Raw genomic sequence first — 25,954 nt, 5'->3', positions numbered from 1 at the left:
ATTTAATCATGAAATTTTTTATCGATACAGCTAACGTGGAAGATATCCAAAAAGCATACAAAATCGGCGTATTGTCTGGCGTAACAACAAACCCATCTTTGGTAGCTAAAGAAGGCGTGAAATTCGAAGATCGTATTGAAGAAATCTTGCGTTTGGTACCTGAAGTGGAGTCCGTTTCTGCGGAAGTGACACCAGATGCCCTTACTGCTGAAGAAATGATCGCACAAGCAGACGAATTGATCAAAATTAACAACAGTGACAAAAACATCACGATCAAATTGCCAATGACACTTGCAGGACTTGAAGCTTGCCGTTACTTGACCAAAAAAGGCGTGAAAACCAACGTAACGTTGATCTTCACTGTGAACCAGGCGCTTCTGGCTGCTCGTGCTGGTGCGACATATGTATCCCCATTCCTGGGACGTCTTGATGATATCTCCGAGGATGGCGTACAATTGGTTACCAAAATTGCTGAATTGTTCCGTACACATAACCTGGATGCACAGATTATTGCGGCTTCTGTAAGACATCCGGATCACGTTACACGTGTAGCAATGGCGGGAGCGCATATTGCTACTGTTCCATTCTCCGTCATTGAACAAATCTCCAAACACCCACTGACAGATCAAGGTATGGACAAATTTGCAGCTGACTGGAAAAAAACAGTACAATAATCACTGAACATATATTCGTTTCAACTTACAATAAAACTATATAAATCATGGAGCATTGGGAGGACATAATGAGTAAACAACAGATTGGTGTTATTGGATTGGCAGTAATGGGTAAAAACCTGGCTTTGAATATTGAAAGCAAAGGTTTCTCGGTATCGGTATTTAACCGTTCCCCGGAGAAAACGAACGATCTTCTGAAAGAAGCAGAAGGTAAAAACCTGACAGGTGCGTTCACTATTGAAGAATTCGTGGAATCCCTGGAGTCTCCGCGTAAAATTCTGATCATGGTGCAAGCAGGTAAAGCAACAGATGCAACGATCGAGCAACTGCTTCCTCATCTGGATCAAGGCGACATTATTATCGATGGAGGTAATGCTTACTTCCCTGACACACAACGTCGCAGTAAAGAACTGGAAGAAAAAGGTTTCCGCTTCATCGGAGCAGGTGTATCCGGTGGTGAAGAAGGCGCACTGAAAGGCCCGGCAATCATGCCCGGCGGTCAGGAAAGTGCTTATCAGTTGGTAGAACCGATCCTTACAGCGATCTCTGCCAAAGTTGGCGATGACGCTTGCAGCACATATATCGGACCAGACGGTGCCGGACACTATGTGAAAATGGTGCATAACGGTATCGAGTACGGAGATATGCAGTTGATTGGTGAAGCTTATCACTTGCTCAAATCCGTATTGAACGTTTCCGTTGAAGAGTTGCATGAGATCTTCACCGAGTGGAATCAAGGGGAGCTGGATAGCTACCTGATCGAAATTACGGCAGATATTTTCTCCAAATACGATCCAGAAACAGGCAAACCAATGGTTGACGTTATTCTGGACGCGGCTGGACAAAAAGGAACAGGTAAATGGACAAGCCAAAGTGCGCTGGATCTCGGCGTTCCATTGTCCATGATTACGGAATCCGTATTCTCCCGTTTCCTCTCTGCGATGAAGGACGAGCGTGTAGCAGCTAGCAAAATCCTGAATGGACCAGCGACTGAAGCGTTCTCCGGCGACAAAAAAGCGTTCATCGAGAACGTGCGTAAAGCATTGTTTGCAAGTAAAATCGTATCCTATGCACAAGGATTTGCACAAATGCGTGCAGCTTCCGATGAATACGGCTGGGATCTGAAATACGGTAACATTGCCATGATCTTCCGTGGTGGTTGCATCATCCGTTCGCAGTTCTTGCAAAACATTAAAGAAGCATATGACAAAGATGCAGAACTCAAAAACCTGCTCTTGGATCCTTACTTCCAAAACATCGTTGAATCTTATCAAGGTGCATGGCGTGAAGTTATAGCGGCTGCTGTAAAACAAGGTATTCCAGTACCTGGATTCTCCAGCGCACTGTCTTACTACGACAGCTACCGTACAGAGCGTTTGCCAGCAAACTTGCTGCAAGCTCAACGTGACTACTTCGGTGCTCACACATTCAAACGTGTTGACAAAGAAGGTTCATTCCACTTCCAGTGGATGGACACTAACGAGTAATTTTAATTTCGAAAATATAGCATTCCTGCAGTTGTCCTTGAATTTAATTATTCAGGGCGGCAGCGGGAATGCTTTTTCTCGTTAATGGTTCGAATTTGAATATCATCAAATTGTAATAAAATGTACGAATCTGGGTTTGGCAAACAGATGATCTGACCCTTCAACTACGTTATACTTGTTCAGACGGACCTGTGTCCGTAATGAAAATTCAGAATACAACTTATTGACGTGGAGGTTAGACCGGGCATGTTTGTATTAGCGGGTATATTGTTTTTGGTCGTATACGGTTTATTAGTGTTCTACATAGGTTGGAGCGGTTGGAGTTGGATGAAACCAGTTGTGTCCGCCAGATTTCGATGGTTTTATATTATAGCGCTTGTATTCCTTGCCGTTTCCTTCATTTTGGCACGGGTATTTGGAAGCATTTCGTTCCTTGGTATCATCGGTTCTTACTGGCTGGCAATCTTCTCGTTGTTATTGTTGATCCTGCCCGTCGTCCACCTCACGATGTGGTTGCTGAGATTAACCCGTATTCCAAGACATCACACACAGAAATGGGCGGGAGTTGTTACGCTGGTGCTGTTAGTGTCCACATTGGGTTACGGAATTTTCAACGCTTACAGCCCTGTAGTGAGAACATATAATATCCAGATTGATAAAAAAGTAGAAGGTGTAGACAAGCTCAACATTGTCATGGCTGCCGATATGCACTTCGGACTTCTATCTGGCCCTGCACATGCCAAACGCATGGTGGAGGAAATTAATGCACTGAAGCCGGATCTGGTGCTGTATCCTGGAGATATTATTGATGACAATCTGGATATGTACCTCAATAGCGGAATTGCCGATATTATCAGTGACATTCAGGCTCCATACGGCGTCTATGCTTCACTCGGGAATCACGATAAGTTCGATGGTCCGATTGAAGATCTGATTGCTGCGCTGGAGAAGAGCAACATGCAAGTTTTGTACGATGACAAGATCGTGCTGAATGACAAGATCACCCTCATTGGTCGGAAAGACCGAACAGAGAAGGATCGGGCAGAAGTAGCTACGTTAATGCAAGGTACTGACTTGAACCAACCGGTACTTATGATGGATCACCAGCCGTATGATCTGGATATTGCGGAGCAGAATAATGTAGATCTGGTCGTATCTGGTCACACCCATCGTGGTCAGATTGCACCGGCTCAGTTCATTACACAAGCGATCTACGAGAATGATTGGGGTTATCTGCAAAAGGGCTCTATGCACTCCATCGTAACGTCAGGATTTGGATTCTGGGGACCTCCAATTCGTACTAGTAGTCGTTCGGAGATTGTACAGATTAATGTTACGTTCCAGCAATAATACGGTGGGCCCTTCGAGAGAAGGGTCTTTTTTGTTCGAAGCAAGTGATCAAGTGATGCTTATTGGTTGATTTCGTTTGAATCTGCTCCAAAATGTTAATACTAAAGCATATGCACCCTTAAACGTGGAAGCTTAGGGAAAAGACTCATGTAAGGGAATGAAGTGGAATAGCAATAGTAGGATTTTTGGGTTGACACCGTTTTCAGGTTATGATAAATTATATCCGAGGCTTGTTACCGGTAATGCGGGCAAAACCACTATGGAAATGATTTTATTATTTCTGTTTTGGTTTTGCCCTTTTTTATTCCTCAAAAAAAACCAGGTGGGTCCATAATGATTATTAAACAGATATTTAATAACAATATTGTCAGTACCGTGGATGACAAAAATCAGGAACTACTGATCCTCGGCCGGGGTATCGGATTTAAGTTCAAAGCAGGCGATGAGATTGATGAAGAGCGGATTGAGAAGGTATTTCGTCTTCAGGATGCATCGATTTATGAGAAATTCAAATCCATCGTAGCTGAAGTGCCGATTGAGATTCTGCAGGCAACAGATGATATTGTGACACTGGCACGAACGCAATTGAACAAAACCATCAGTGACGGGATCTATGTCTCGCTATCTGATCACATTCACTTTGCTGTTCAGCGCTTGGAAAAAGGAATGATTACTCGAAATCCACTTTCTTGGGAAGTTCAGCACTTCTATAAGGCGGAGTATGATGTGGCCAGAGAAGCACTGACCTTGCTGAAGGAAAGACTGGATATTGAGTTTCCCAAAGATGAAATCTGTAATATTGCCTTACATTTCATCAATGCGGAAGTCAATGATTCCATGAACGATGTCACCCATCTGATGCAGCTGTTGCAGGAGATCATGAATATCATCAAATATCACTTCAACGTCGAATTGGATGAAGATAGCGTCAATTATTTCCGCTTCATCACCCATTTGAAATATTTCTGTCAGCGTGTCATTACACATTCTTCACATGATGATGCTGAGGAGTATTTATATGAAGTGGTTCGGAAAAACTATCCGGAGACATTCAAATGTATTGGCAAGATCGAGACTTTTATCCATAAGAACTATCAGTATGACATGACTCACTCTGAGCAGTTATATCTAACGCTCCATCTGGAACGTTTGATGAAAACCAAGCGGGACGAAAAGTCCACGCAATAGAATCAAATTACAACTGGATATCCTATGGGCTTGTTACTGTTCAATCAGGCAATACCCGAATGAGATGGCGCCATCCATATGCGCTAGATTCGTTCGGGTATTTTTTATTGGAAAAATGAGGAGGAAAACATCATGAAACATCAGGATACGGCGCAGGAAATCATTAAAGCCGTTGGGGGAACAAACAATATTAACTCAGTTTATCACTGCGTCACACGTTTGCGCTTTGATCTAAAAGACAACGAGAAAGTTGATAACGGCTCACTCAAGAAACTGGATAAGGTCATGGGAACGAATATTTCCGGCGATCAATTCCAGGTCATTATCGGTAATGATGTGGCAAAAGTATTCGATGCCATGGTGAGGGAAAATCCAGCAATCCAGCAAACTACAGAAAAGAAAGAGCCAAAGTCGGATAAAAAACAAAATGTCGTGCTGAAAATTTTTGAAACAATCGCAGGTGTCTTTGCTCCAATGCTTCCAGCGATTACTGCGGCAGGTATGCTCAAAGGATTACTTGCACTATTCGTGTCCGTAGGTTGGATGTCTGCCGGAACGGATACGTATCGTATTCTTTCAGCCATTGGTGACGGCGTATTCCACTACCTGCCTTTACTGATTGCAGTCAGCGCTGCTCGTAAATTCGGCAGTAACCCGTTTGTTGCGATTGCACTAGGTACGGCACTCATGTATCCAGACATGACAGCATTGTTATCAAGCGGTGAATCGGTTGGATTCTTGGGAATCCCGGTTACAGCAGTAAGTTATGCTTCATCGGTTATCCCGATTCTTCTTGCAGTATGGTTGATGTCCTATGTTGAGAAATGGGTTGACCGTGTTATCCCTGCTGCACTCAAACTATTGCTTGTGCCGTTGATTACCTTACTTGTTATGGTTCCGGTAACGCTGATTGCGATCGGTCCATTGGGTACATTTGTAGGTAGCGGATTGTCTGGCGGCATCAACTGGCTGCTGAATGAAGGCGGATTGATTGCAGGTATTGTTCTTGGCGGCGCGATGGCGCTCATTATTATGACAGGAATGCACTATGCACTTGTGCCGATCATCCTGAGTAATATCGCTACACTGGGCTTTGATAAATTCTTGCCATTGACCTTTATCTCCAATATGGGTCAGGCTGGTGCAACACTCGGCGTATTCTTCCGGGCAAAAGATAAAAAACTCAAAACGGTGGCATTGTCCACGAGCTTTACCGCACTCATGGGTGTAACGGAGCCAGCTATGTACGGCGTAAATATGAAATACAAAAAACCATTTGCCGCAGCCATGATTGGTAGTGCAGTGGGTGGCGGATTCGCCCTTGCTTTTGGCGCGAAAGCTTACGTTCTTGCGGGTAATGGTGGTCTCCCAGGACTTCCTTCCCTGATCGGACAGACCTTCTGGTATTCCTTTGGGGGTATGATTTTGGCCTTTATCGTGGGTGCGATCATGTCTACGATATTTGGTATCAAGGAAGAAGAAGGAGACGCAGAGGCGTTGGCTCAATTCTCACCGGGTGCTTCTACAGCAGCAGCGAAAGTTGTTTCCAACGATGCTACAACCGTAAATGTGGACGACATGGGCGATCCAACACCAACGAGTGATGCAGTAGCTGTTGCACCGATGACAGGTAAATCCATCCCGCTCAAAGAAGTCAATGATCCAACATTTGGTGATGAATTGATGGGTAAAGGTGTGGCATTTGTTCCAACGGTGGGTGAATTGGTTTCTCCAGTGACAGGTACCATCATGAATGTGTTCAAAACAAAACATGCAATCGTTGTCCGCAGTGATAACGGAATGGAATTGTTGATTCATGTTGGAATTAACACGGTGAAGCTGCGTGGACAGTATTTTGATGCACATGTTGCTACAGGAGCACGTGTACAGGCTGGAGACAAATTACTCACGTTTGAACTGGCCGAGATTGCAAAAGAATACGATATTACAACCGCTATGGTTGTTACCAATACGGCTGATTACAAGCAGGTTCTACCTGTGAAATTGGGCGAAATCACGATGGGTGAAGACGTCTTGAAAGCTGAGATCTAAACTGTCCGTCTTAGGACTAACAATATCAACAAAAGAAGGAGAGATACGAATGATTAATCGACAAGGGTTTCCGAAAGGTTTTCTATGGGGCGGCGCTATTGCCGCCAACCAGGCTGAAGGTGGATTCGATGCTGGTGGCAAAGGATGGTCGACAGCCGACATGGTTCCTTATTTTGAGAAAAAGGACTACACCAACCTTAGAGAACTGATGCATGTTACCAGTGCAACGGTTGAGAAAGCAATGGCACATCACAGTGCAGAAGGTTATCCGAAGCGTTACGGGATTGATTTTTACCACCGTTTCAAAGAGGATATTGCGCTGTTCGCTGAGCTAGGCTTCAAGACATTCCGTCTGTCCATTAACTGGCCGCGTATTTTTCCGAATGGTTATGATGCCGAGCCGAATGAAGAGGGACTGCGCTTCTATGACGAAGTGTTCGATGAACTCCGTAAATACGATATCGAACCACTTGTAACCCTCTCGCATTATGAGATGCCTATGGCACTTGTCCTGAAATATAACGGCTGGGCTGGTCGCGAAGTGATTGGACATTTTGTGAGATATGCGGAAACGGTGATGACCCGATACAAGGACAAGGTTAAATACTGGTTGACGTTTAATGAGATTAACACAACCATTATTGAACCGTTCACAGGCGGCGGTATTATTGAAGACCGAGTTGAGAACACGATGCAGGCTTCTTATCAGGCACTTCATCATCAATTTGTAGCCAGCAGCCTGGTGACAGAGAGAGCACGTCAGATTAACCCGAACTTCCAGATCGGATGTATGCTTGCGCGTATGATTCACTACCCGGCGACGTCGAAGCCAGAGGATGTGCTGCAAGCACAGATCGATAATCAGCTGAACCTGTTGCATACAGATGTACAAGTTCGTGGTAGTTATCCAACGTTTATGGCTCGGTACTGGTCAGAGAACGGGATTACCATTGCCATGGAACCAGGAGATGAGCAGATCCTGCGTGAGCACACGGTTGATTTCATCTCATTCAGTTATTACACATCCTTGGTGTCCGCAGTGAACCCGGAGGAATATGGAGTAACTGGAGGTAACCTGTACAGTACGATCAAGAACCCGAATCTGGAGCGTACAGAGTGGGGCTGGCAGCTTGATCCGATCGGCCTACGCGTTGCACTGAAAGAGCTGTATGACCGTTATCAACTGCCATTGTTTGTGGTAGAGAACGGCCTTGGTGCCAAAGATACCGTTGAAGCAGACGGTTCCATCAACGATGATTACCGGATTGATTATCTGAGAAAACATATTACACAAATGAAAGAAGCCGTTATGGACGGAGTGGACCTGATGGGATATACCAACTGGGGAGCGATTGATATCATCAGTGCATCCACTTCGGAAATGTCCAAACGTTATGGCGTGATCTACGTGGATCAGGATGACAACGGACAAGGCACATTGAATCGTTATAAGAAAAAGAGCTTTGGCTGGTACCAAAAAGTCATTGCCTCGAATGGTGAGAACTTGGAATAGATTAATCTATATAGGCACTCCGGGCGTAGCTGGTATTACGGCGCCGGGGCGCCTTTTTAATATGATCAGGTAGAATTCTCATCAACGCTATTGGCATTTCAAGGTAAAAAAGATGACTACATAACATTCTGGATGGTATACTGTGTTCGTATTGGGGGAGGGATAACCATGAAGAAGCCTATTATTGCTGTAGATATGGATGACACGATATGTCATCTGGTCAAGCGGGCTATATATCACAACAACCTCAACTTCCCGACCCATCCGTTGCGCTATGAGGATATGATTCATTGGGATACATCCCATTTGCGTCATCCAGAGAGCACGCATGATGTATTTTATGGTCGGCCGGGTCTGTTCGAGGAATTGGAATTGTACGACGAGTATGTTGTAGATGAGATGCGAAAGCTGAACGATGCTTATGATGTTATTGTTGTGACGGCAGCAGAACCAAGAACAGTCGTTGAGAAGTGGAACTGGCTTCAGCAGCATATGCCTTTTATAACCGCAGAACAGTTTATTACATGCAAAAGAAAAAACCTGCTCGCTTTTGATTTGCTCATTGATGATGGAGCACATAACCTGATTCCCGCGCATGAGGACGGCAAAAAGGTCATCTGTATCCCACATCCATGGAATATACAGGAGCGTGAGCGATACAACTTTCCGTTGATGTCTTCATGGAAAGAGGCCAAGGCATACATAGATGAAGTGTTACAGGTTGTTGGTGTCTGAAAGTAAATCTTATTGTCCAGAGTGCTGTGCTCTGGATTTTTTGCGATAGGCGAGAGGTGTTTCGCCTGTTATTTTTTTGAATGCAGCATAGAATGAATCCATATCCCGATATCCAACCAGCTCTGCAATCAGGCTGACTTTGTGCTGTGAACTCTTAAGCAGTTCACAGCTTTTTTGTATACGGAGGTGTTGCAGGTGGCCGCTAAAGTTCTGTCCGGTATGTCGCAGAAACATTCGCCCAATTTGCTTCTCGCTCCAGCCCGATACACGTACCAGATCAGACATTCGAATACGGTTGCTCACGTGTTCCTTGATATAGTGAAGGATGTAATCAAAACCGGTGGAATGATGCTCTTCATCATGATCCTTTTGATAAAGTTGTCTGTAGGTCATCAATACCAACTGGCTTACCAAGGTGTATAACATGGTAGACGAACCGATTCCCGGAACGGAGGATTCACGGTACAGCTTCACCATTAGTTCTTCAATCCGGTCGTTGTGATCCACAACGGATATATAAGGAACCTGATTTTGTTCCAGATCCATCAGATGTTGAATGATTTCTTTTTCCTGAATGATTGCTGTCAGCGTGTGGATCAATTCAGCATTAAATAAGCAATTATATATAATTAACGGATGCTCGGTTACGTTGGTGCTGACAGGACGAAAGACATGAGGAACGCCGACAGGAATGACAAACAGCATCCCCTTTGTCACCGGAATGACATCTTCACCGATATGATGAAAGCCCTTTCCTTCGGCAACGTAGCTATATTCAATAAAATCATGTGCGTGAAAAGGAAGCACAAAATCTTCAGAGCAACGATTGACAAAAAGTTGCAAATGATTATGCAGAAAGTATTCACTTTTCATGAGTTGTACAGATGAATTCACAAGCAACCTCCTCGCACAGATGGCTGAATCACCGGATGAAATAGTCCTGATTACCGGGTATTTAGGGCAACAGGATCGATATAATTATATCGTAACCCCGAATGGGAAGCCAAGATGGAAAGGACGATCTGCTAATGTTCAACGTTAGTCACCTTCGCTGTGAGTATAGAATCAACCCGATAGGCCTTGATGTCAAATCACCGAGATTAAGCTGGCAGTTACAGTCTGATCGTCGGAACTGCATGCAATCCGCATACCAGATCCAGCTATCCCTGTCAGAAGATTTTGATGAGATTGCATGGGATTCTGGCAAGATAAGCACGGATCAATCCATACATGTGGAATTAAACCATTTTCAGCCTTCCCCGCAAACGCGATACTATTACCGGATTCAGGCATGGGATGATGCAGGAAATGATTCGGGCTGGTCCGAAACGGCTTATTTCGAGATGGGACTTATGGATAGTCATAACAAGTGGCAAGCAGAATGGATCACAGCTAAACCATCAGATGATGGAGATACGTCATGCTCGCGTATGCGCAAGCAGTTTAATGTGAAACAACCTGTTACTTCTGCCCGCATATATGTTACAGCACTTGGATTATACGAGTTGCATATGAACAACACAAGAGTAGGAGAAGATTATTTTACACCTGGTTGGACCTCTTATCGTAAGCGATTACAATATCAAACCTATGATGTTACCCACCTGCTTCAGGATGGACAGAATACTTTAGGTGCTAATCTGGGAGATGGCTGGTACCGAGGATATCTTGGCTGGAACAAAGAACGGGAGATATTTGGTTCAACGTCCGCATTGCTGCTGGAACTGCATATGAAATACGCAGATGGATCAGAGGAATGTATTATATCCAATGGGGATTGGACCGCTGCTCCTAGTGCCATTCGTATGTCGGACATCTATATGGGGGAGACGTATGATGCACAAATGGAGTCCGACTGGTCGGATTCATCTCAGACGAATTGGTCACCCGTGAACGTACTGGATCATCCCAAAGATATCATCGTTGCTCAGGAGAACGTACCCGTTACCCAAGTAGAACAGCTACAGCCAATCGCCTTGTTAACAACCCCACAGGGAGATCGTGTAGTAGACATGGGGCAGAATATGGTGGGATGGGTGAGATTCAGCATTCAAGGTGAGGCGGGTCAGACGGTTGAGCTGCACCATGCTGAGATATTGGATCATGAAGGCAACTTTTACACCGATAATCTTCGCGCCGCCAAGCAGTGTATTCGCTACACGTGCAAGGGGGATGGCGTGGAATCATTTGAACCACATTTTACGTTCCAAGGGTTCCGCTATGTGAAGCTGGTTGGCTTTCCGGAACACGTTCGTCTGGATGAATTCACCGGAATAGTACTGCACTCGAATATGGAGCAAACAGGTCAGTTCTCATGCTCCAGTCCGCTGGTAAACCAACTGCATCACAATATATTGTGGGGGCAAAAGGGGAATTTCCTTGATGTGCCGACAGACTGTCCACAGAGGGATGAACGGCTCGGATGGACCGGGGATGCACAGATGTTTGTCCGCACGTCCTCCTACCTGATGAATACGGCTCCCTTCTTCACCAAATGGCTGCGGGATCTGGAAGCGGATCAGGGAGAAGATGGAGGTATTCCATTCTTCGTTCCAGATCTGAGAGGTTCCACCTCAGAAGGGTGGGGAGACACCAGTCATTCTTCCGCCGCTTGGGGGGATGCAGCAGTTATCTGTCCTTGGACCATCTATGAGATGTATGGGGATGCCAGATTATTGGCCGAACAATATGAGAGTATGAAGCAGTGGATCGAGTATATTCATGTGCAGGGTGACAATCCGTATCTGTGGAACACGGGATTCCACTTTGGCGATTGGCTGGGACTGGACTCCAAGCCTGATAGTTATGTTGGCGCAACGGACACGGATTATGTGGCATCTGCCTTCTATGCCTATTCGGTTTCGTTAACTCAAAAAGCGGCTGAGGTCCTTGGAAAGACAGATGATGCTGAATATTTCAAGGAGTTGCACACAAACATTGTTCATGCGTTTAGAAATGAATTCGTGACTCCAGCTGGGAAAATTGCTGTTCCTACGCAAACAGCACATGTTCTTGCGCTTCAATTTGACCTGCTGGACGCGACTGCCCGCACTCGTGCTGTTGATCAATTGGCAAAACTCGTGAAAGAGGCGGGCAATCATCTTACTACAGGTTTCGTGGGCACACCTTATCTGAATCCGGTATTGAGTGATGCAGGTCTTCACGACCTGGCTTATACATTACTTTTTCAAGAGGATTATCCGTCCTGGCTATATCAGGTGACTCAAGGCGCAACGACCGTCTGGGAACATTGGGATGGGATAAAAGAGGATGGCAGTCTCTGGAGTGCTGATATGAACTCATTTAACCACTATGCGTACGGAGCGATTGGAGAATGGTTGTATCGTTACGTTGCCGGCATTCGGTCCGATGAACATCAGCCAGGATTCCGAATGGTGCATATCGAGCCGCAACCCGGACCTGGACTGGATTGGGTGGAAGCGAGTCTGGAGACGATGTATGGTCATGTTGCTTCAAGCTGGCACCGGTTGGCGGATGGTAAAATGGATATACGGGTGCATATTCCCGCCAACACGAGAGGTACGGTACGTCTTCCTGGAGCAGGTGCACAGATCGTTCTGGAACAAGGGAAACCGTTGGATCAGTTGGATCAGATAAGTGGAGTTCAGGATATTCAAAACATTGGAGACGATGTTGAAGTCACACTTGGATCTGGAAGTTACCAATTTACGTACAAAGACACGGATGCGAAAAAGGATCGGGATGTTCAGGAGGCTACATTGACAGAGTCCGTATAATGATAGAATAAGTGGTAAGATGTACACTTGAAGAGGATCTGCACACACGCAGGTCCTTTTTCGAACTTGTTGAGAGTAAATTTGTAGTATTTGAACAATGAAAGGAGCATGACCATGGCAAAACCTGCATTCAAAGATGCACCTTTACGTAGTGAAATAGAGGATTTGGCTAAGCAACAGGATCACCACACATTGGCCTGTTGGGCTGCGGAGTGTGCGGCACGTGTCTTGTATATATTTGAGAAGAAGACGGAGGATCTCCGCGCACGTGATGCCATTGATGCAGGAAGAGGTTGGATCCGTGGAGAGATTGCCATGGTTGATGCACGAAAGGCGGCTTTTGCAGCTCATGCTGCTGCACGGGAAGCCGATCATGTCGCTGCCTCTGCTGCCTCTCGTGCGGCGGGACACGCAGCTGCAACGGCCCATGTCAAAGGCCATGCGGTACATGCCGCAACCTATGCAGTGAAAGCTATCTTTTATGACTCTCTGATGGAAGAACAAGAACGTCGTGTCTTGGAAGAGAGAACGTGGCAATATCAATATCTGTTGGGAGGGTGTAATGATAATGGGGAAAGAACACGTTAGATTAATTAAACCATCACGAGCATATAAGGAAGCGTATTTGGCATTTTATGAAGACTGGGTCAGAAGTGGAGAATTGATGGTACCTTGGGTCATTTCCAAAGATCCTTATGCGTTCGATGAGATGTTGGCATTTTTGCAACGCAATGAACAAGGGATCGACATCCCGGAGGGCTGGGTCAAAGACAGTACATATTGGCTGGTCACGGAGAGTCAACAAATCGTGGGTGCTGTGAATATAAGGCATGAGCTTAACGATAAATTGTTCAACAGTGGAGGACATATTGGATATGGTATTCGTCCAGGAGAGCGGCACAATGGCTATGGTTCCGAAATTCTCAGGCTTTCTTTGGAGAAAACGAGAGAGCTTGGAATCACCAAAGTATTGATCGTATGTGATGCGGTTAATGAGCCTTCCAGAAGGGTTATCCTTCGAAATGGTGGCATTCGGGATGAAGACTATGTGGAGTCCAATGGCAACGTTGTTGAACGATTCTGGATAGAGAATGTCGAATAATGCAGAATAATGATGAAATAAAACGAAAATAATATGGATTATGATTGTATTACCCTCGTGTGCTGATTAAAATGAAGCATAGAATCTGGATTGCGGCCGGAAACTATCATCCCATATCAGGCACAAGTGAGGTTATCTTTATGAATCAACCGGTTAATCGGCCCCGGCGTATTGAGTATCTGGATCTCTATCGTGCTTTTGCCATCATGGCAGTAGTAGCTATTCATGCAACTTCAACAGCAGTTGCGCATTACCCCAAGCATACATTAGATCATGATGTGTATTATTTCTGGAACACGTTTTTGCAATTTGCCGTTCCAGCGTTTCTGTTTCTGTCATCCCTAGTCTTGTTCTACAACTACAACTCCAAGGTGAATGAAAAGGGTTGGATGCTCGCTTTTTATAAGAAGCGTTTATTTAATGTATTTGTACCCTATGTGGTGTGGTCCCTTATCTACTTTGCCATTAAACAGTTGCTTGCGGGCAAAGAACCTTTGACCCATGGTGTTCAATTTGCCAAACAATTAGTGATGGGAACCGCTCATACGCACTTGTACTTTTTTCTGATTATTCTTCAATTCTATATCGTTTTTCCATGGCTTCTGTCCCTTATACGCCATCGTTTGTTTAATCGGTACTTGCCATTATTCTTTATTGCTGGCCAAGCGATCTTCTATGCACTACATTTGCAGTTTCACTTCGAACGGACAGGAAGTTTGTTACCCAGTTATCTGATCGTGATTGGATTTGGCGCATGGGTTGGGTTGAACTTTGAGTGGGCATTGAGCAAACTGTATACTCACCGTTATGTGCTCATAGCTGCGTTGTTAGGTGGAGGTGCCATTTTTATATATGGTAATGCTTATATCAAAACCACTTTTGCTGCATACCCGCTTATTACCTATACCGTGCTGTTCCTGTTCCGTAATCTGTTTACCTTGTCAGCCTGCTTGCTCCTGTTGATCTTTAGTGAACGAATCGGCACAGGAAAACATACCGAGGTTCGTAAAGCTACTCGTATTCTGGACTCCTTGGGTACAGTTGCGTTCGGTGTATTTTTAATGCATCCACTCGTATTGCTCTTCTGGAGACGTGAATTCACAGATGACCTGGCTCGCCACTTCAGCGTGGGCATCATACTATCTTATATTGTGGCGCTCCTGATCTCATGGATCTGTGCGATGGGTTTGCGCCGGATGAAGTGGGGATGGGTACTGATTGGACGTTAAGTTAAAATAAACATATTTCATTTAAGATAAGAGTTTTCAAGCCCTCACCCGTTGAGGGAATCACTTGAAACCTCTTTTTTATTTGCCCTAAAGAAGGTATTATAGAGTTTAATGTCCATAAAATTGAATTAATGGAATGAACACCACCTTGTCAGGAGTGATCAAATGAAATTGGTGATTATTTTTGGTCCGCAGGCTGTGGGCAAAATGACGGTTGGGCAAGAACTGGAGAAGATAACAAAGCTTAAATTGTTTCATAACCATATGACGATTGAATTGGTGTCTCCTTTCTTCAGCTATGGCACACCACAAGGCAAAAGACTGGTAAGTCTGTTCCGTCAGGAGATTTTCGAAGAAGTGGCAAAGAGTGACCTGCCGGGTTTAATTTTCACATTTGTGTGGGCATTTGACCTGAAGCAAGACGGAGAGTACATTCGTCAAATCAGCGAGTTATTCGAATCTAATGGAGGACAGGTCTGTTATGTGGAACTGGAGGCTGATGCATCAGAAAGACTGGAGCGTAACAAGAGTCCGCATCGGCTGCTGCATAAGCCAACAAAGCGAGACATCGCGTGGTCTGAGCGAGATTTGCTTGATACGATGAAGCTATATCGATTGAATTCGGAACCGGGAGAAATCAAGCATGAGCACTACATACGGATTGATAACACCCACAAGAGTCCGGATGAAGTGGCCCAGTTAATCCAGGAACGCTTTAATTTGTAATCTGAGAAACGTCTAACTTAGCAGATAAGTTACTTTATATGAGAGGGGCACTACATCATGTACTTTGTTATATTTTTGCTCATAGGACTTGTTCTATGTTATCTGATCCCATTCGGTCCGATTTTGGCTGGGGGCATTGTTTTCGCACTTGTGATAGATCATTACCGTCAGACGATGCATATGCGTGAAGATATCCGGGATATTAAGAATCACCTGGGCCTAATGAACAAAGGCGAGGCGCAGGAGTACGAAATGGATAAAGAATACACTCAAGTCGATCGTTTGGATTCAGAAGAAATGGACATGATTAATCGAAAAATTGAAGCAGACCTGGAGAAAGACAACAAAAACAATAAACCGTGAATTCCTGTAAAATAATTCTTGATTTGCTCACTCCTGTGAGTATATTTACCTAGATCAGGAGTCATGCTAATTCGATATTAACTTTTTGTTGCACTGTGTAGAAATTTGTAATAATATGAGGGAAGCGCGTACAACATATCGGGTTGTAACTGTTGAATCAGGCAAAGCCGTATACCTTGAGAAAAGGGATTGGTTTGTCTTTTTCTGTATATTGGAGTGATAAAGTGAAAATCGAGAAGGTGCTGAACAATAATGCTGTAGTTGCAATGAATGACGAGCAGGAAGTTATTATCATTGGCCGGGGGATTGCTTATCAGAAGCGGGCGGGTGATATGGTTTCCGAGCAGCATATCGACAAGATATTTACTTTACAGAATGAAGATATTCAGGAAAACTTCAAGGCATTAATCTCAAGCATTCCTCTGGAATACATGAAAGTATCCGAGGAAATCATCGCTTACGCCAAATTAAAACTTGGCAAGAAATTAAATGAGAGCATTTACTTACATCTCACAGACCATATTCACTTTGCCATTGAGCGGTATCGCAAGAATCTGCCTATACGCAACGGCTTAATCTGGGAGACAAAGCAGTTATACAAAGAGGAATATGAAGTCGGAATGGAAGCGCTCAATATGATCTGTGATCAATTTGGTGTGATCTTGCCCGAGGACGAAGCCGGTTTTATGGCACTTCACTTTGTCAATGCAGCTTTGAACGAAGAAATGCCCAACATCAAGAGTATGACGCAGGTCATGCAGGAAATCTTGACAATCATCAAGTATCATTTCAAGATTGATTTTGATGAGAACTCACTGACATTTTATCGCTTTGTGACGCATTTGAAGTTTTTCGCCCAACGTTTGGTTAAGGGAAAACATTACAAGAGCAACAACGATGATGAATTGTTCCTGATGATTCAGAAAAAGTATCCAGCAGCGCACAAGTGCTCGGAGAAAATCAAGAAATTCATTGAAAGCAACTACACGTATCAACTAACTGACGAAGAATTGATGTACTTAACGATTCATATTGAGAGAGTTGTGAATGCAACTTCTGAATAATCCCATAGATCAGCTTGCAGGGTTGCAACCACTAGGGCAAAACCTGAACGCTTGAATGACTGAACATACCGTTAACCGGGTGTTCCATACATTCAGTGTTCAGGTTTTTTTATTCTCTCCAATATGCTTTGAATCCGTGTCTAGCCAGAAAGGAAGAAAAGACTTCATGAAACACGAGCAATTAGCCAAAGACATTCTGTCTGGCGTTGGTGGAAAACAGAACATTAACAGCGTGGTGCACTGTGCGACCAGACTTCGTTTCAAATTAAAAAATGACAATAATGCCAAAACAGACGAACTCAAAAATCTGCCTGGAATCATAACGGTAATGCAAAGCGGGGGGCAATACCAGGTAGTTGTGGGTAACGAAGTGTCTGATGTTTATAAAGCCTTGTTACAGGTGGGTAATATGAATGCGGATGAACCGGTCTCAAGTGATTCAGAATCTTCCGGTAAAAAGGAGAGTCTCTTGGGTCAGTTTATTGACTTGATCTCAGGTGTCTTTACACCAATTCTCGGATTGCTAGCTGCAACAGGGATGATCAAAGGTTTCCTGTCCATGTTTACTTCTCTCGAATGGCTGGACCCGGCTTCAGGAACATATCAATTGTTGAATGCTGCAGGAGACTGTCTGTTCTACTTCTTCCCGATCTTCCTGGGTTACACAGCTATGAAAAAATTCGGTGGATCTCCATTCCTCGGGATGGCCATCGGAGCATCACTAGTATATCCGACCTTATCTGGTCTTAGTGGTGGGGAACCGCTCTATACGCTGTTTGCAGGCACATTGTTTGAATCACCGATTCATATCACGTTCCTGGGTATTCCCGTTATCTTGATGAGTTATTCCTCATCCGTCATTCCGATTATTATTGCTGCTTATTTTGGAGCAAAGGTAGAAGCGTTCTTCAAAAAGATCATTCCATCTGTTGTGAGAACGTTCCTCACGCCATTCTTTACAATTCTGATTGTTGTCCCTGTAACATTCCTCTTGATTGGTCCAATTGCGACATGGGCAAGTCAGCTGATTGGTGCCGGGGTATCGGGCATCTATGACTTGAGTCCGTTGGTAACCGGTATTGTTGTTGGTGGATTGTGGCAAGTGTTGGTGATCTTCGGGTTACACTGGGGTATCGTACCAATCATGCTGCTTAATCTGTCCACACTGAAAGCAGATCCGATTCTGGCTATGATGTTTGCTGCTTCCTTTGCTCAGATTGGTGCCGTTCTTGGCGTTATGCTTAAAACGAAAAATACCAAACTCAAATCACTGGGTGTTCCTGCCTTTGTGTCCGGGATTTTTGGTGTAACTGAGCCTGCTATTTATGGTCTTACTTTGCCATTGAAGAAACCATTTATTATGAGTTGTATTGCTTCTGCAACCGCTGGTGGTATTATTGGCTTCGCTGGCTCCAAAATGTTTGTATTTGCTTCAGGAATCTTTGGTGTTCCAGCGCTGATTAGTCCCACAGAGGGAATCAACTATGAATTCTGGATGGCCATGATTGCCACTATCATTGCTTTTGTACTAGGTTTTGTTCTCGTTTATTTTGTAGGATTCAAAGATCCTGCTAATCCAGAGGCTGCCAAACAGGCTCCAGAGCCAGTAAAAGAAGAGAAGGCTGCACTTGAGCCTAATCCAAACAATCGCTACGAAATTGCCAGCCCGATGACGGGTGAGGTGGTTCCTTTGCAAGAAATTAATGATGCTACATTTGCTGGTGAACATATGGGTAAAGGGATCGCTATTCGCCCAACCAGTGGGAGAGTTGTATCCCCGATTAATGGTGTGGTACAGACGATTTATCGTACCAAACATGCAATTGGTCTTGTAGATGATCAAGGTGTAGAGATTCTGATCCATATCGGTCAGGATACAGTACAGCTCAAAGGTCAACATTTCACTGCACATGTGAAAGATGGGGATCGTGTGAGTGTTGGCGATCTGATCGTTGAATTTGATCTGCAGGCCATTATTGAGGCGGGTTATGAGACCGTAACACCGATTATTGTAACGAATACGGCTGATTATTTGGACGTGGTTGCAACAACAAGTCGTGAAGTGCAAGAAAAGGATAAATTGGTTACGGTTATAGGTTAATTCTGCTTTAGTGCGAATTTTATTAATCTGAACATTAGCTTTATAGAGACCACTTTGATGTTTTCGAAGTGGTCTCTTTTTTTCATTTTCGGTCACTAAAATGTATTTGTGAAATTAATAAAAATAAGTGTTGCAAACGTAGTTCAGATGTACTATGATGAGTTCAAGAAGTAAGCGCATACATTGATCGGGTTGTAACTGTTCAATCAGGCAATGCCGACCACCCTCAGTTCAGAGGGTATGGAATGTAACTTACTTTCGTTTTCCAAATAATTAAATACCAATGTGTACAGCCTTACAGGGTTGCAACCGTTAAGGGCAAAACCTGAATTGCTGAATAACACGACTGATTTCCGGACGATCCGGTATGTTGTGTATGTTCAGTGGTTCAGGTTTTATTTGTTTCAAAAGTCATGGGGAGTCTACTTAGAGAGGGAGAATTACAATGAGCAACTACGATCAATTAGCTAAGGACATTCTGTCACGTGTAGGTGGTCGCGAGAACGTAAACAGTGTATTCCATTGCGTAACAAGACTGCGGTTCAAACTGAAAAATGAAAGCGTAGCCAAAACGGAAGAACTTAAAAATCTGCCAGGTGTTATTACCGTCATGCAAAGTGGTGGACAATATCAAGTTGTTATCGGCAACGAAGTGCCGGATGTATATAAAGCAGTCGTTAAAGTAGGGAATTTCCCAAGTGAAGGACAAGTGGAAGAGGAAACGGACAACTCAGGCAAAAAAGTAGGGTTGTTCAGCCGATTTATCGACATGATCTCCGGTGTGTTCACACCACTACTCGGTTTGCTGGCTGCCACAGGTATGATCAAAGGTTTTAACGAGATGTTTGTAGCCTTTGGCTGGATAACTCAGGATTCCGGAACGTATCAATTATTGAAAGCAACGGGGGACTGTCTGTTCTACTTCTTCCCGATCTTCCTGGGTTACACTGCAATCAAGAAGTTTGGCGGTTCACCGTTCCTGGGTATGGCGATAGGTGCATCTCTTGTTTATCCGACATTGGGCGGTCTTAAGGCAGGAGATCCACTGTACACCTTGTTTACAGGTACATTGTTTGAATCACCTATCCACATTACGTTCCTGGGTATGCCGGTTATCTTGATGGACTACGCTTCATCGGTTATCCCAATCATTATAGCGACATTTGTTGCTGTAAAACTAGAAAGATTCTTCAAGAACGTTATTCCGAAAGTGGTAAGCACATTCCTTGTTCCCTTTTTCACCTTGCTTGTAATTGTTCCAGCGACTTTTTTGGTCATTGGTCCAATCTCCACATGGGCAGGACAATTGATTGGCGCGGGAGCTACTAATATTTATGAATTAAGTCCTATTGTTACAGGATTGATTATCGGTGGACTATGGCAAGTGTTTGTATTATTCGGACTTCACTGGGGACTGGTTCCGGTTGCATTATTGAATCTTAGTACGTCAGGCGCTGATCCGGTTATCGCAATGTCATTTGCTGCTTCTTTTGCTCAAATCGGTGCTGTACTTGCCGTATTACTCAAAACAAAAAATACGAAAATAAAAACACTCAGTGTACCAGCATTTATCTCCGGTATATTTGGAGTAACAGAGCCTGCGATCTATGGTGTTACGCTTCCATTGAAAAAACCTTTTATTATGAGTTGTATTGCTGGGGGGATTGGAGGCGGTATTCTCGGTTATGCAGGTTCGAAGATATACATGATTGGCGGACTTGGCGTATTCGGTTATCCAACTTTTATTAATAAAGAAACAGGATTAGACTTCGCGTTCTACATGGCTATAGTTGCTTCATTGATTGCATTCGTTCTTGGTTTCGTATTGACGTATGTGGTTGGATTCAAAGATCCGGTAGAAAAAGTAGCTGCACCTGCACCAGTACTTGATCCAAATCCGAACAGCAGATACGAAATTGTAAGCCCAATGGCTGGTGAAGTTGTTGCACTGAACGAAATTAATGACGTAACGTTTGCAGGAGAGCACATGGGTAAAGGGATTGCAATTCGTCCAACCAGTGGTAGAGTGGTATCTCCAATCACAGGTGTCGTTCAAACCGTATATCGTACCAAACACGCCATTGGTCTTGTAAGCGATGATGGTGTAGAGATGCTGATCCATATTGGACAGGATACGGTCAAGCTGAAAGGTCAACATTTTACAACCCATGTGAAAGATGGAGACCGTGTTAACGCAGGTGACCTGATTGTTGAGTTTGATCTGCAAGCGATTAAGGATGCAGGATATGAGACGGTTACACCGATCATTGTCACTAATACTTCAAATTATCTGGACGTTGTAGGAACAAAAGATGCATCCGTTCATGAGAAAGATAAATTGATCACGGTATTAAGCTAATTCTAACTAAGGATGGTTAAGGAGGAACTCCTCGATGAATGAAAAGTTTACAGCCTTCCCGGAGAATTTTCTCTGGGGAGGAGCAACCGCAGCGAATCAATTGGAAGGTGCTTATCTGGAAGGTGGCAAAGGTTTAACAACGGTAGATCTGATTCCGATTGGTGCCAATCGATGGAATATTGCTCTGGGTAACCTGGATTCGTATGAACCAAAAACAGGGGAATTCTATCCTTCACATGAAGCCATTGACTTCTATCATCGATATAAGGAAGATATTGCGTTATTTGCAGAAATGGGATTTAAGTGCCTCAGGCTTTCCATAGCCTGGGCACGGATTTTCCCTAATGGTGATGAAGCGGAGCCAAACGAAGCAGGCTTGCAATTTTATGATGATGTCTTTGATGAGTTATTAAAATACAACATTGAACCTGTCGTGACGATCTGCCATTTCGATGTACCTGTACATCTGGTCGAGTCTTACGGCGGTTGGAAGAATCGTAAGATGATTGGTTTCTTTGAGAAATATGCGACGACGCTTTTCAATCGATACAAGAATAAAGTGAAATACTGGATGACGTTTAATGAAATCAATATGTTGCTGCATCTCCCGTACATTGGAGCGGGTATTGTTCTGCAGGATGGTGAAAACAAAGATCAGGTTCTGTATCAGGCAGCACATCATGAATTGGTAGCGAGTGCACTTGCTGTTAAGGCTTGTCATGAGATCATTCCGGGTGCACAGATTGGTTGTATGTTAGCCGCTGGAATGGTGTATCCATACAGCTCTAATCCGGATGATGTATGGAAAGCCATGGAGAAAGATCGCGAATCATTCTTCTTCATCGACGTGCAGTCGAAGGGAGCATATCCGGGTTATACAAAAAGATTTTTCAGGGAAAATGACATTCAGATTGAAATGCAACCTGAAGATGCAGAGATCTTGATGCAGAACACAGTCGACTATATCGGTTTTAGCTATTACGCAAGCCGGTGCACCAGTACGGACCCTGAGATTTTGAAAGATTCGACAGAAGGCAATGTATTTGGTTCAGTAAAGAACCCTTATCTGCAAGCTTCCGAGTGGGGGTGGACCATTGATCCTAAGGGGCTTCGAATTACGCTTAATCAACTGCATGACCGCTATGGCAAACCTTTGTTTATCGTAGAAAATGGACTTGGAGCAACCGATGTGTTGTTAGACAATGACTCCGTAGAAGATGATTATCGCATCGAATATTTGAATAGTCATTTTGCCGAGATGGCTGAAGCGATTCAAGACGGTGTAGAGCTCATAGGTTACACAAGCTGGGGACCGATCGACCTGGTCAGTGCGGGTACCGGAGAGATGAAGAAACGTTACGGCTATATCTATGTAGACAGAAATAATGATGGTACGGGCACACTTCGCAGACTGAAAAAGAAGAGTTTTCACTGGTACAAAGATGTCATTGCGAGTAATGGCGCACAATATTTCTGATACAAGATGTCCGACGCTATAGAATAAACAAAGAGCAGTCTCGTTATTATGGGATTGCTCTTTGTTTATGAGGGGATGAATTTGACCCATGATGTGGCTTTCAGATATAATAAAGAAATGAAGAGAATCTTGTCACTTAAGAAGGGAGGAGCATCCACTCATGAAGAAAAAATCACTTGCGTTTATATCTTCGGGATATGGATACTCCACTGCTGTCTTTTTCTAGAATCTATTCCAAGGGTGAAGTCTGCCCAAAATCGGAAGAAAACTAGGAAATAACGCAGAAAAATCTTAAGAATGATGAGGTAATCCAAATGAATATTGACAAAATTACTAGAAAAAATCCAGAAAATATGCCAGCTCCTGTAGGTCAGTACACGCATATTACAAGAATCCCGAGGAATGCAGAGTTATTTGTGACTTCGGGTCAAATTGGAGCAGATCAGAATGGACTCTTTCCAGAGAGTCTGAATGAGCAAGTCACTAATACATTTAATAATATTAAAACAGTGCTCGAATCTGAGCGCTTAGATGCTGAACATATTATCAAAGTGAACGTATGGGCAACCGAGGAAATCGATTGGGATTTCTTATATGCCGAGTGGGGACAATTATTTAGTACGGATTATCCTGCAATGACGATTGGATATATTACGGCGTTAGGTCTACCAGAGATTAAAATTGAAATAGAGCTTTGGGCAGCAAAAGTGTAACATCGAATACTTTTTAACCGAACGAAGGAGCATCTTACTTACAGATGTCCCTTCGTTTTTTATTTGTGAAAAATGGAAAGGATATGCCTGTGTGCAATCATGAGCGATAGTAGGTGGTGTATTATGGCACCTGCAAGCTCTGATAAGCATTCAGTCGACCATATGTCCAGTAGATCCCGGAGCCTGATACCGGATCAGAAGCGAAACACAGCGCGTCCCGAATCTGAGCATTTGTTTTCCCTTGTGCAGCGAGAAGTGCAGCCACTCCAGCCACATGAGGGGTAGCCATGGATGTCCCGCTAAGGTAGGCATAGGAACCACCCAGGTATGTGGATAGAATGGTATCACCCGGTGCAGCCATATCCACCCAGGAACCATAGTTGGAGAAATTGGATTTGAGATCGGAAGGGTTGGTTGAAGCGACAGCAATCACATTGGGATACGATGCGGGTACGATTGGGAATGAAGTGTTATCGTTACCGGCTGCGGCAATAATCACAGCTCCTCGATCCCAAGCATACTGTACGGCAGCTTGAAGGAAAGCATTTCCCATCGGCCCACCAAGGCTCAGGTTAACAACCTTTACACCGTTGTTGGCAGCAAAGACAAGCCCATTACCGACATTACCTATCGTTCCTTGCCCCTTGTTATCCAGTACCCGGAGCGGAACGATGGATGCGAGTGGAGCAGCGCCTGCGATGCCCACACCATTGTTGGTAACGGAGGCAGCGATCCCAGCTACATGGGTGCCGTGGCCGTTCCCGTCCTCAGGAATGTTATCATAATCAACATAATCATAACCGGGGAGGAGCTTGGAGGCCAATTCTGGATGATTCAGCTGTACACCGGTATCGATAATGGCGATTTTGACAGAGCTGTTACTCTGCGTAATATCCCATGCAGCGGGTGCATTGATTTTGGACAGGTTATACTGATAAGGAAAGAAAGGGTCATTAGGAGTGAAGGAAGCCTCAACGAGGTAATTCGGCTCTGCATGTTCAATAAGCTCATGATCTTTGTAATGTTTCAGCATCCGGTGCATTTTTTTGCGGGATTCCACACGGTACCATCCTAAATCTTCATAGGTCTCAGCGACCTTACATCTCCCTTTTTTGTGAAGGGTATGCATCTCATCCTCGGTTGTACCTTCCTTGAATTTGACGAAGAGCTGCTTGGGAGCGTGCGGATGAAACTTGCTCTCGGCAAGTTGGTCCAGATAACGATACATGAACCCGATTACTAGCAAAATGAAAACAAAAATACCTAACCATAACCACATGAGCGTTTATCCCTCCAATATGATTTGTGACACGCCTTATCGTATGCGAACTCTATCAGACTGCGCGGGCACTCTTGCAATTTGGATAGTAGTGTAGATAGATTGATAGGAAGGGATAAATTCGGTAAGATGATATGAAGAGAGCCGCTTTGGCATGAACAAGATTTAAGGCAGGGCCGAGAGGTAACTCCTAAATACAGAGGATAAGGAATGTGGTTTTATTGACACAACTTCAGAGTATACCGACAGTCACACCAGTTCAGGTACACCAGATTCATGACGCCATTGATTTTGCCATGCGTGTACGCAGAGAAGTGTTTCCGATGATGGATCATACGAAATTGCCTGTGGACTTCGAGCAGTTCAGAGAACATTATCTGCACTCCGATGGTTCGATCTTTCTTGTTGCAATGATGGAGGATGCGGGCATCGTCGGTTCTATTGGAATATTACCTTATGATGGACGTATCGAAGCTGTGGAAGGTCGATATGCAGCTCGATCGGCTGCCGAAATAGTAAAATGTTATGTAGATCCCGCGTATCGTAGGTTTGGCATTGGCTCGATGTTGATGAACGAACTGGAGAGCGTGGTAAAGGATATGCACTATACGACGCTGTATTTGCATACACATCGCTTCTTGGCAGGAGCCGTAGATTTCTGGAAACGCCAAGGGTTTACGGTTATTGCTGAGCAGGATGATGATTGGCAAACCGTACATATGGACAAGTTGGCATGTAAGTAACCATTGTAACAGAATCGAAATTCTGACCACATTTTGGAAAA

21 protein-coding genes are annotated in these 25,954 nt (G+C 44.2%); 19 read left to right on the top strand and 2 right to left on the bottom strand.

The genetic code is table 11. The features are described 5' to 3' along the window. Positions 1-8: 8 nt before the first annotated feature. The 7 genes from fsa to MHI48_RS18400 all read left to right on the top strand — a co-directional run bounded on the left by fsa (position 9) and on the right by MHI48_RS18400 (position 8,999). Positions 9-674, top strand: coding sequence for a fructose-6-phosphate aldolase (gene fsa / locus MHI48_RS18430; RefSeq protein WP_036613461.1), 666 nt, complete (start codon positions 9-11; stop codon positions 672-674). A gap of 68 nt (positions 675-742) precedes the next feature. Continuing rightward, positions 743-2,161 (top strand): NADP-dependent phosphogluconate dehydrogenase, encoded by a 1,419-nt coding sequence (gene gndA / locus MHI48_RS18425; protein ID WP_036672842.1) that lies wholly within the window; start codon positions 743-745, stop codon positions 2,159-2,161. Between the two features lie 246 nt (positions 2,162-2,407). After that, entirely contained in the window at positions 2,408-3,511 is a 1,104-nt protein-coding gene (locus MHI48_RS18420; RefSeq protein ID WP_036672840.1) for a metallophosphoesterase, read from the top strand. Between the two features lie 333 nt (positions 3,512-3,844). Then, complete coding sequence (gene licT / locus MHI48_RS18415; protein WP_036613466.1) at positions 3,845-4,699, top strand: BglG family transcription antiterminator LicT; 855 nt, start codon at positions 3,845-3,847, stop codon at positions 4,697-4,699. 132 nt (positions 4,700-4,831) lie between these two features. Beyond that, on the top strand, positions 4,832-6,751 hold the full coding sequence (locus tag MHI48_RS18410; protein WP_076250091.1) for a beta-glucoside-specific PTS transporter subunit IIABC: 1,920 nt from the start codon (positions 4,832-4,834) through the stop codon (positions 6,749-6,751). 49 nt (positions 6,752-6,800) lie between these two features. Further along, positions 6,801-8,264 carry a glycoside hydrolase family 1 protein gene (locus MHI48_RS18405; protein ID WP_076250093.1) on the top strand — a complete coding sequence of 488 codons (1,464 nt, stop codon included), beginning with the start codon at positions 6,801-6,803 and terminating at the stop codon, positions 8,262-8,264. A gap of 168 nt (positions 8,265-8,432) precedes the next feature. Next, positions 8,433-8,999, top strand: coding sequence for a 5' nucleotidase, NT5C type (locus tag MHI48_RS18400; RefSeq protein ID WP_047843459.1), 567 nt, complete (start codon positions 8,433-8,435; stop codon positions 8,997-8,999). Positions 9,000-9,008: 9 nt separating this feature from the next. Here MHI48_RS18400 and MHI48_RS18395 read toward each other — a convergent pair whose 3' ends face one another. Continuing rightward, positions 9,009-9,893 carry an AraC family transcriptional regulator gene (locus MHI48_RS18395; protein WP_083669597.1) on the bottom strand — a complete coding sequence of 295 codons (885 nt, stop codon included), beginning with the start codon at positions 9,891-9,893 and terminating at the stop codon, positions 9,009-9,011. Positions 9,894-10,135: 242 nt separating this feature from the next. Between MHI48_RS18395 and MHI48_RS18390 the strand changes: the two genes are divergently transcribed. The 11 genes from MHI48_RS18390 to MHI48_RS18340 all read left to right on the top strand — a co-directional run bounded on the left by MHI48_RS18390 (position 10,136) and on the right by MHI48_RS18340 (position 23,891). Further along, complete coding sequence (locus MHI48_RS18390; RefSeq protein ID WP_341344031.1) at positions 10,136-12,757, top strand: family 78 glycoside hydrolase catalytic domain; 2,622 nt, start codon at positions 10,136-10,138, stop codon at positions 12,755-12,757. Positions 12,758-12,871: 114 nt separating this feature from the next. Next, positions 12,872-13,345, top strand: coding sequence for a putative immunity protein (locus tag MHI48_RS18385; protein ID WP_076250096.1), 474 nt, complete (start codon positions 12,872-12,874; stop codon positions 13,343-13,345). Next, positions 13,320-13,859 (top strand): GNAT family N-acetyltransferase, encoded by a 540-nt coding sequence (locus tag MHI48_RS18380; protein WP_076250098.1) that lies wholly within the window; start codon positions 13,320-13,322, stop codon positions 13,857-13,859. The genes MHI48_RS18385 and MHI48_RS18380 overlap by 26 nt, the downstream gene beginning before the upstream one ends. A 71-nt stretch (positions 13,860-13,930) precedes the next feature. Continuing rightward, positions 13,931-15,088 carry an acyltransferase gene (locus MHI48_RS18375; protein ID WP_143780982.1) on the top strand — a complete coding sequence of 386 codons (1,158 nt, stop codon included), beginning with the start codon at positions 13,931-13,933 and terminating at the stop codon, positions 15,086-15,088. A 165-nt stretch (positions 15,089-15,253) separates the two neighbouring features. Further along, positions 15,254-15,814 carry an AAA family ATPase gene (locus tag MHI48_RS18370; RefSeq protein ID WP_036613482.1) on the top strand — a complete coding sequence of 187 codons (561 nt, stop codon included), beginning with the start codon at positions 15,254-15,256 and terminating at the stop codon, positions 15,812-15,814. Positions 15,815-15,871: 57 nt separating this feature from the next. Then, positions 15,872-16,177, top strand: coding sequence for a hypothetical protein (locus MHI48_RS18365; RefSeq protein WP_036613484.1), 306 nt, complete (start codon positions 15,872-15,874; stop codon positions 16,175-16,177). 224 nt (positions 16,178-16,401) lie between these two features. Beyond that, positions 16,402-17,241 (top strand): BglG family transcription antiterminator LicT, encoded by an 840-nt coding sequence (licT, locus tag MHI48_RS18360; protein ID WP_036613486.1) that lies wholly within the window; start codon positions 16,402-16,404, stop codon positions 17,239-17,241. A gap of 166 nt (positions 17,242-17,407) precedes the next feature. After that, the gene (locus MHI48_RS18355) at positions 17,408-19,342 is read left to right on the top strand and encodes a beta-glucoside-specific PTS transporter subunit IIABC (RefSeq protein ID WP_405141371.1); all 1,935 of its coding nucleotides are present in this window, start codon (positions 17,408-17,410) and stop codon (positions 19,340-19,342) included. A gap of 445 nt (positions 19,343-19,787) precedes the next feature. Continuing rightward, positions 19,788-21,701, top strand: a complete 1,914-nt coding sequence (locus tag MHI48_RS18350; protein WP_076317571.1) for a beta-glucoside-specific PTS transporter subunit IIABC — start codon at positions 19,788-19,790, stop codon at positions 21,699-21,701. 34 nt (positions 21,702-21,735) lie between these two features. Then, positions 21,736-23,178, top strand: coding sequence for a 6-phospho-beta-glucosidase (locus MHI48_RS18345; RefSeq protein WP_036613491.1), 1,443 nt, complete (start codon positions 21,736-21,738; stop codon positions 23,176-23,178). Positions 23,179-23,492: 314 nt separating this feature from the next. Next, entirely contained in the window at positions 23,493-23,891 is a 399-nt protein-coding gene (locus MHI48_RS18340) for a RidA family protein (protein WP_036613496.1), read from the top strand. Positions 23,892-24,012: 121 nt separating this feature from the next. Here the strand turns inward: MHI48_RS18340 and MHI48_RS18335 are convergent, their stop codons facing one another. Continuing rightward, the gene (locus tag MHI48_RS18335) at positions 24,013-25,170 is read right to left on the bottom strand and encodes a S8 family peptidase (protein WP_036613498.1); all 1,158 of its coding nucleotides are present in this window, start codon (positions 25,168-25,170) and stop codon (positions 24,013-24,015) included. Positions 25,171-25,391: 221 nt separating this feature from the next. On the opposite strand from MHI48_RS18335, the gene MHI48_RS18330 reads away from it, so the two are divergent. After that, complete coding sequence (locus tag MHI48_RS18330) at positions 25,392-25,913, top strand: GNAT family N-acetyltransferase (protein WP_051447314.1); 522 nt, start codon at positions 25,392-25,394, stop codon at positions 25,911-25,913. Positions 25,914-25,954 lie beyond the last annotated feature (41 nt).

It is taken from the genome of Paenibacillus sp. FSL H7-0942 (assembly GCF_045040715.1).
Taxonomy (GTDB): domain Bacteria; phylum Bacillota; class Bacilli; order Paenibacillales; family Paenibacillaceae; genus Paenibacillus; species Paenibacillus amylolyticus.
This window is presented reverse-complemented; position numbering and strand designations above follow the sequence as displayed.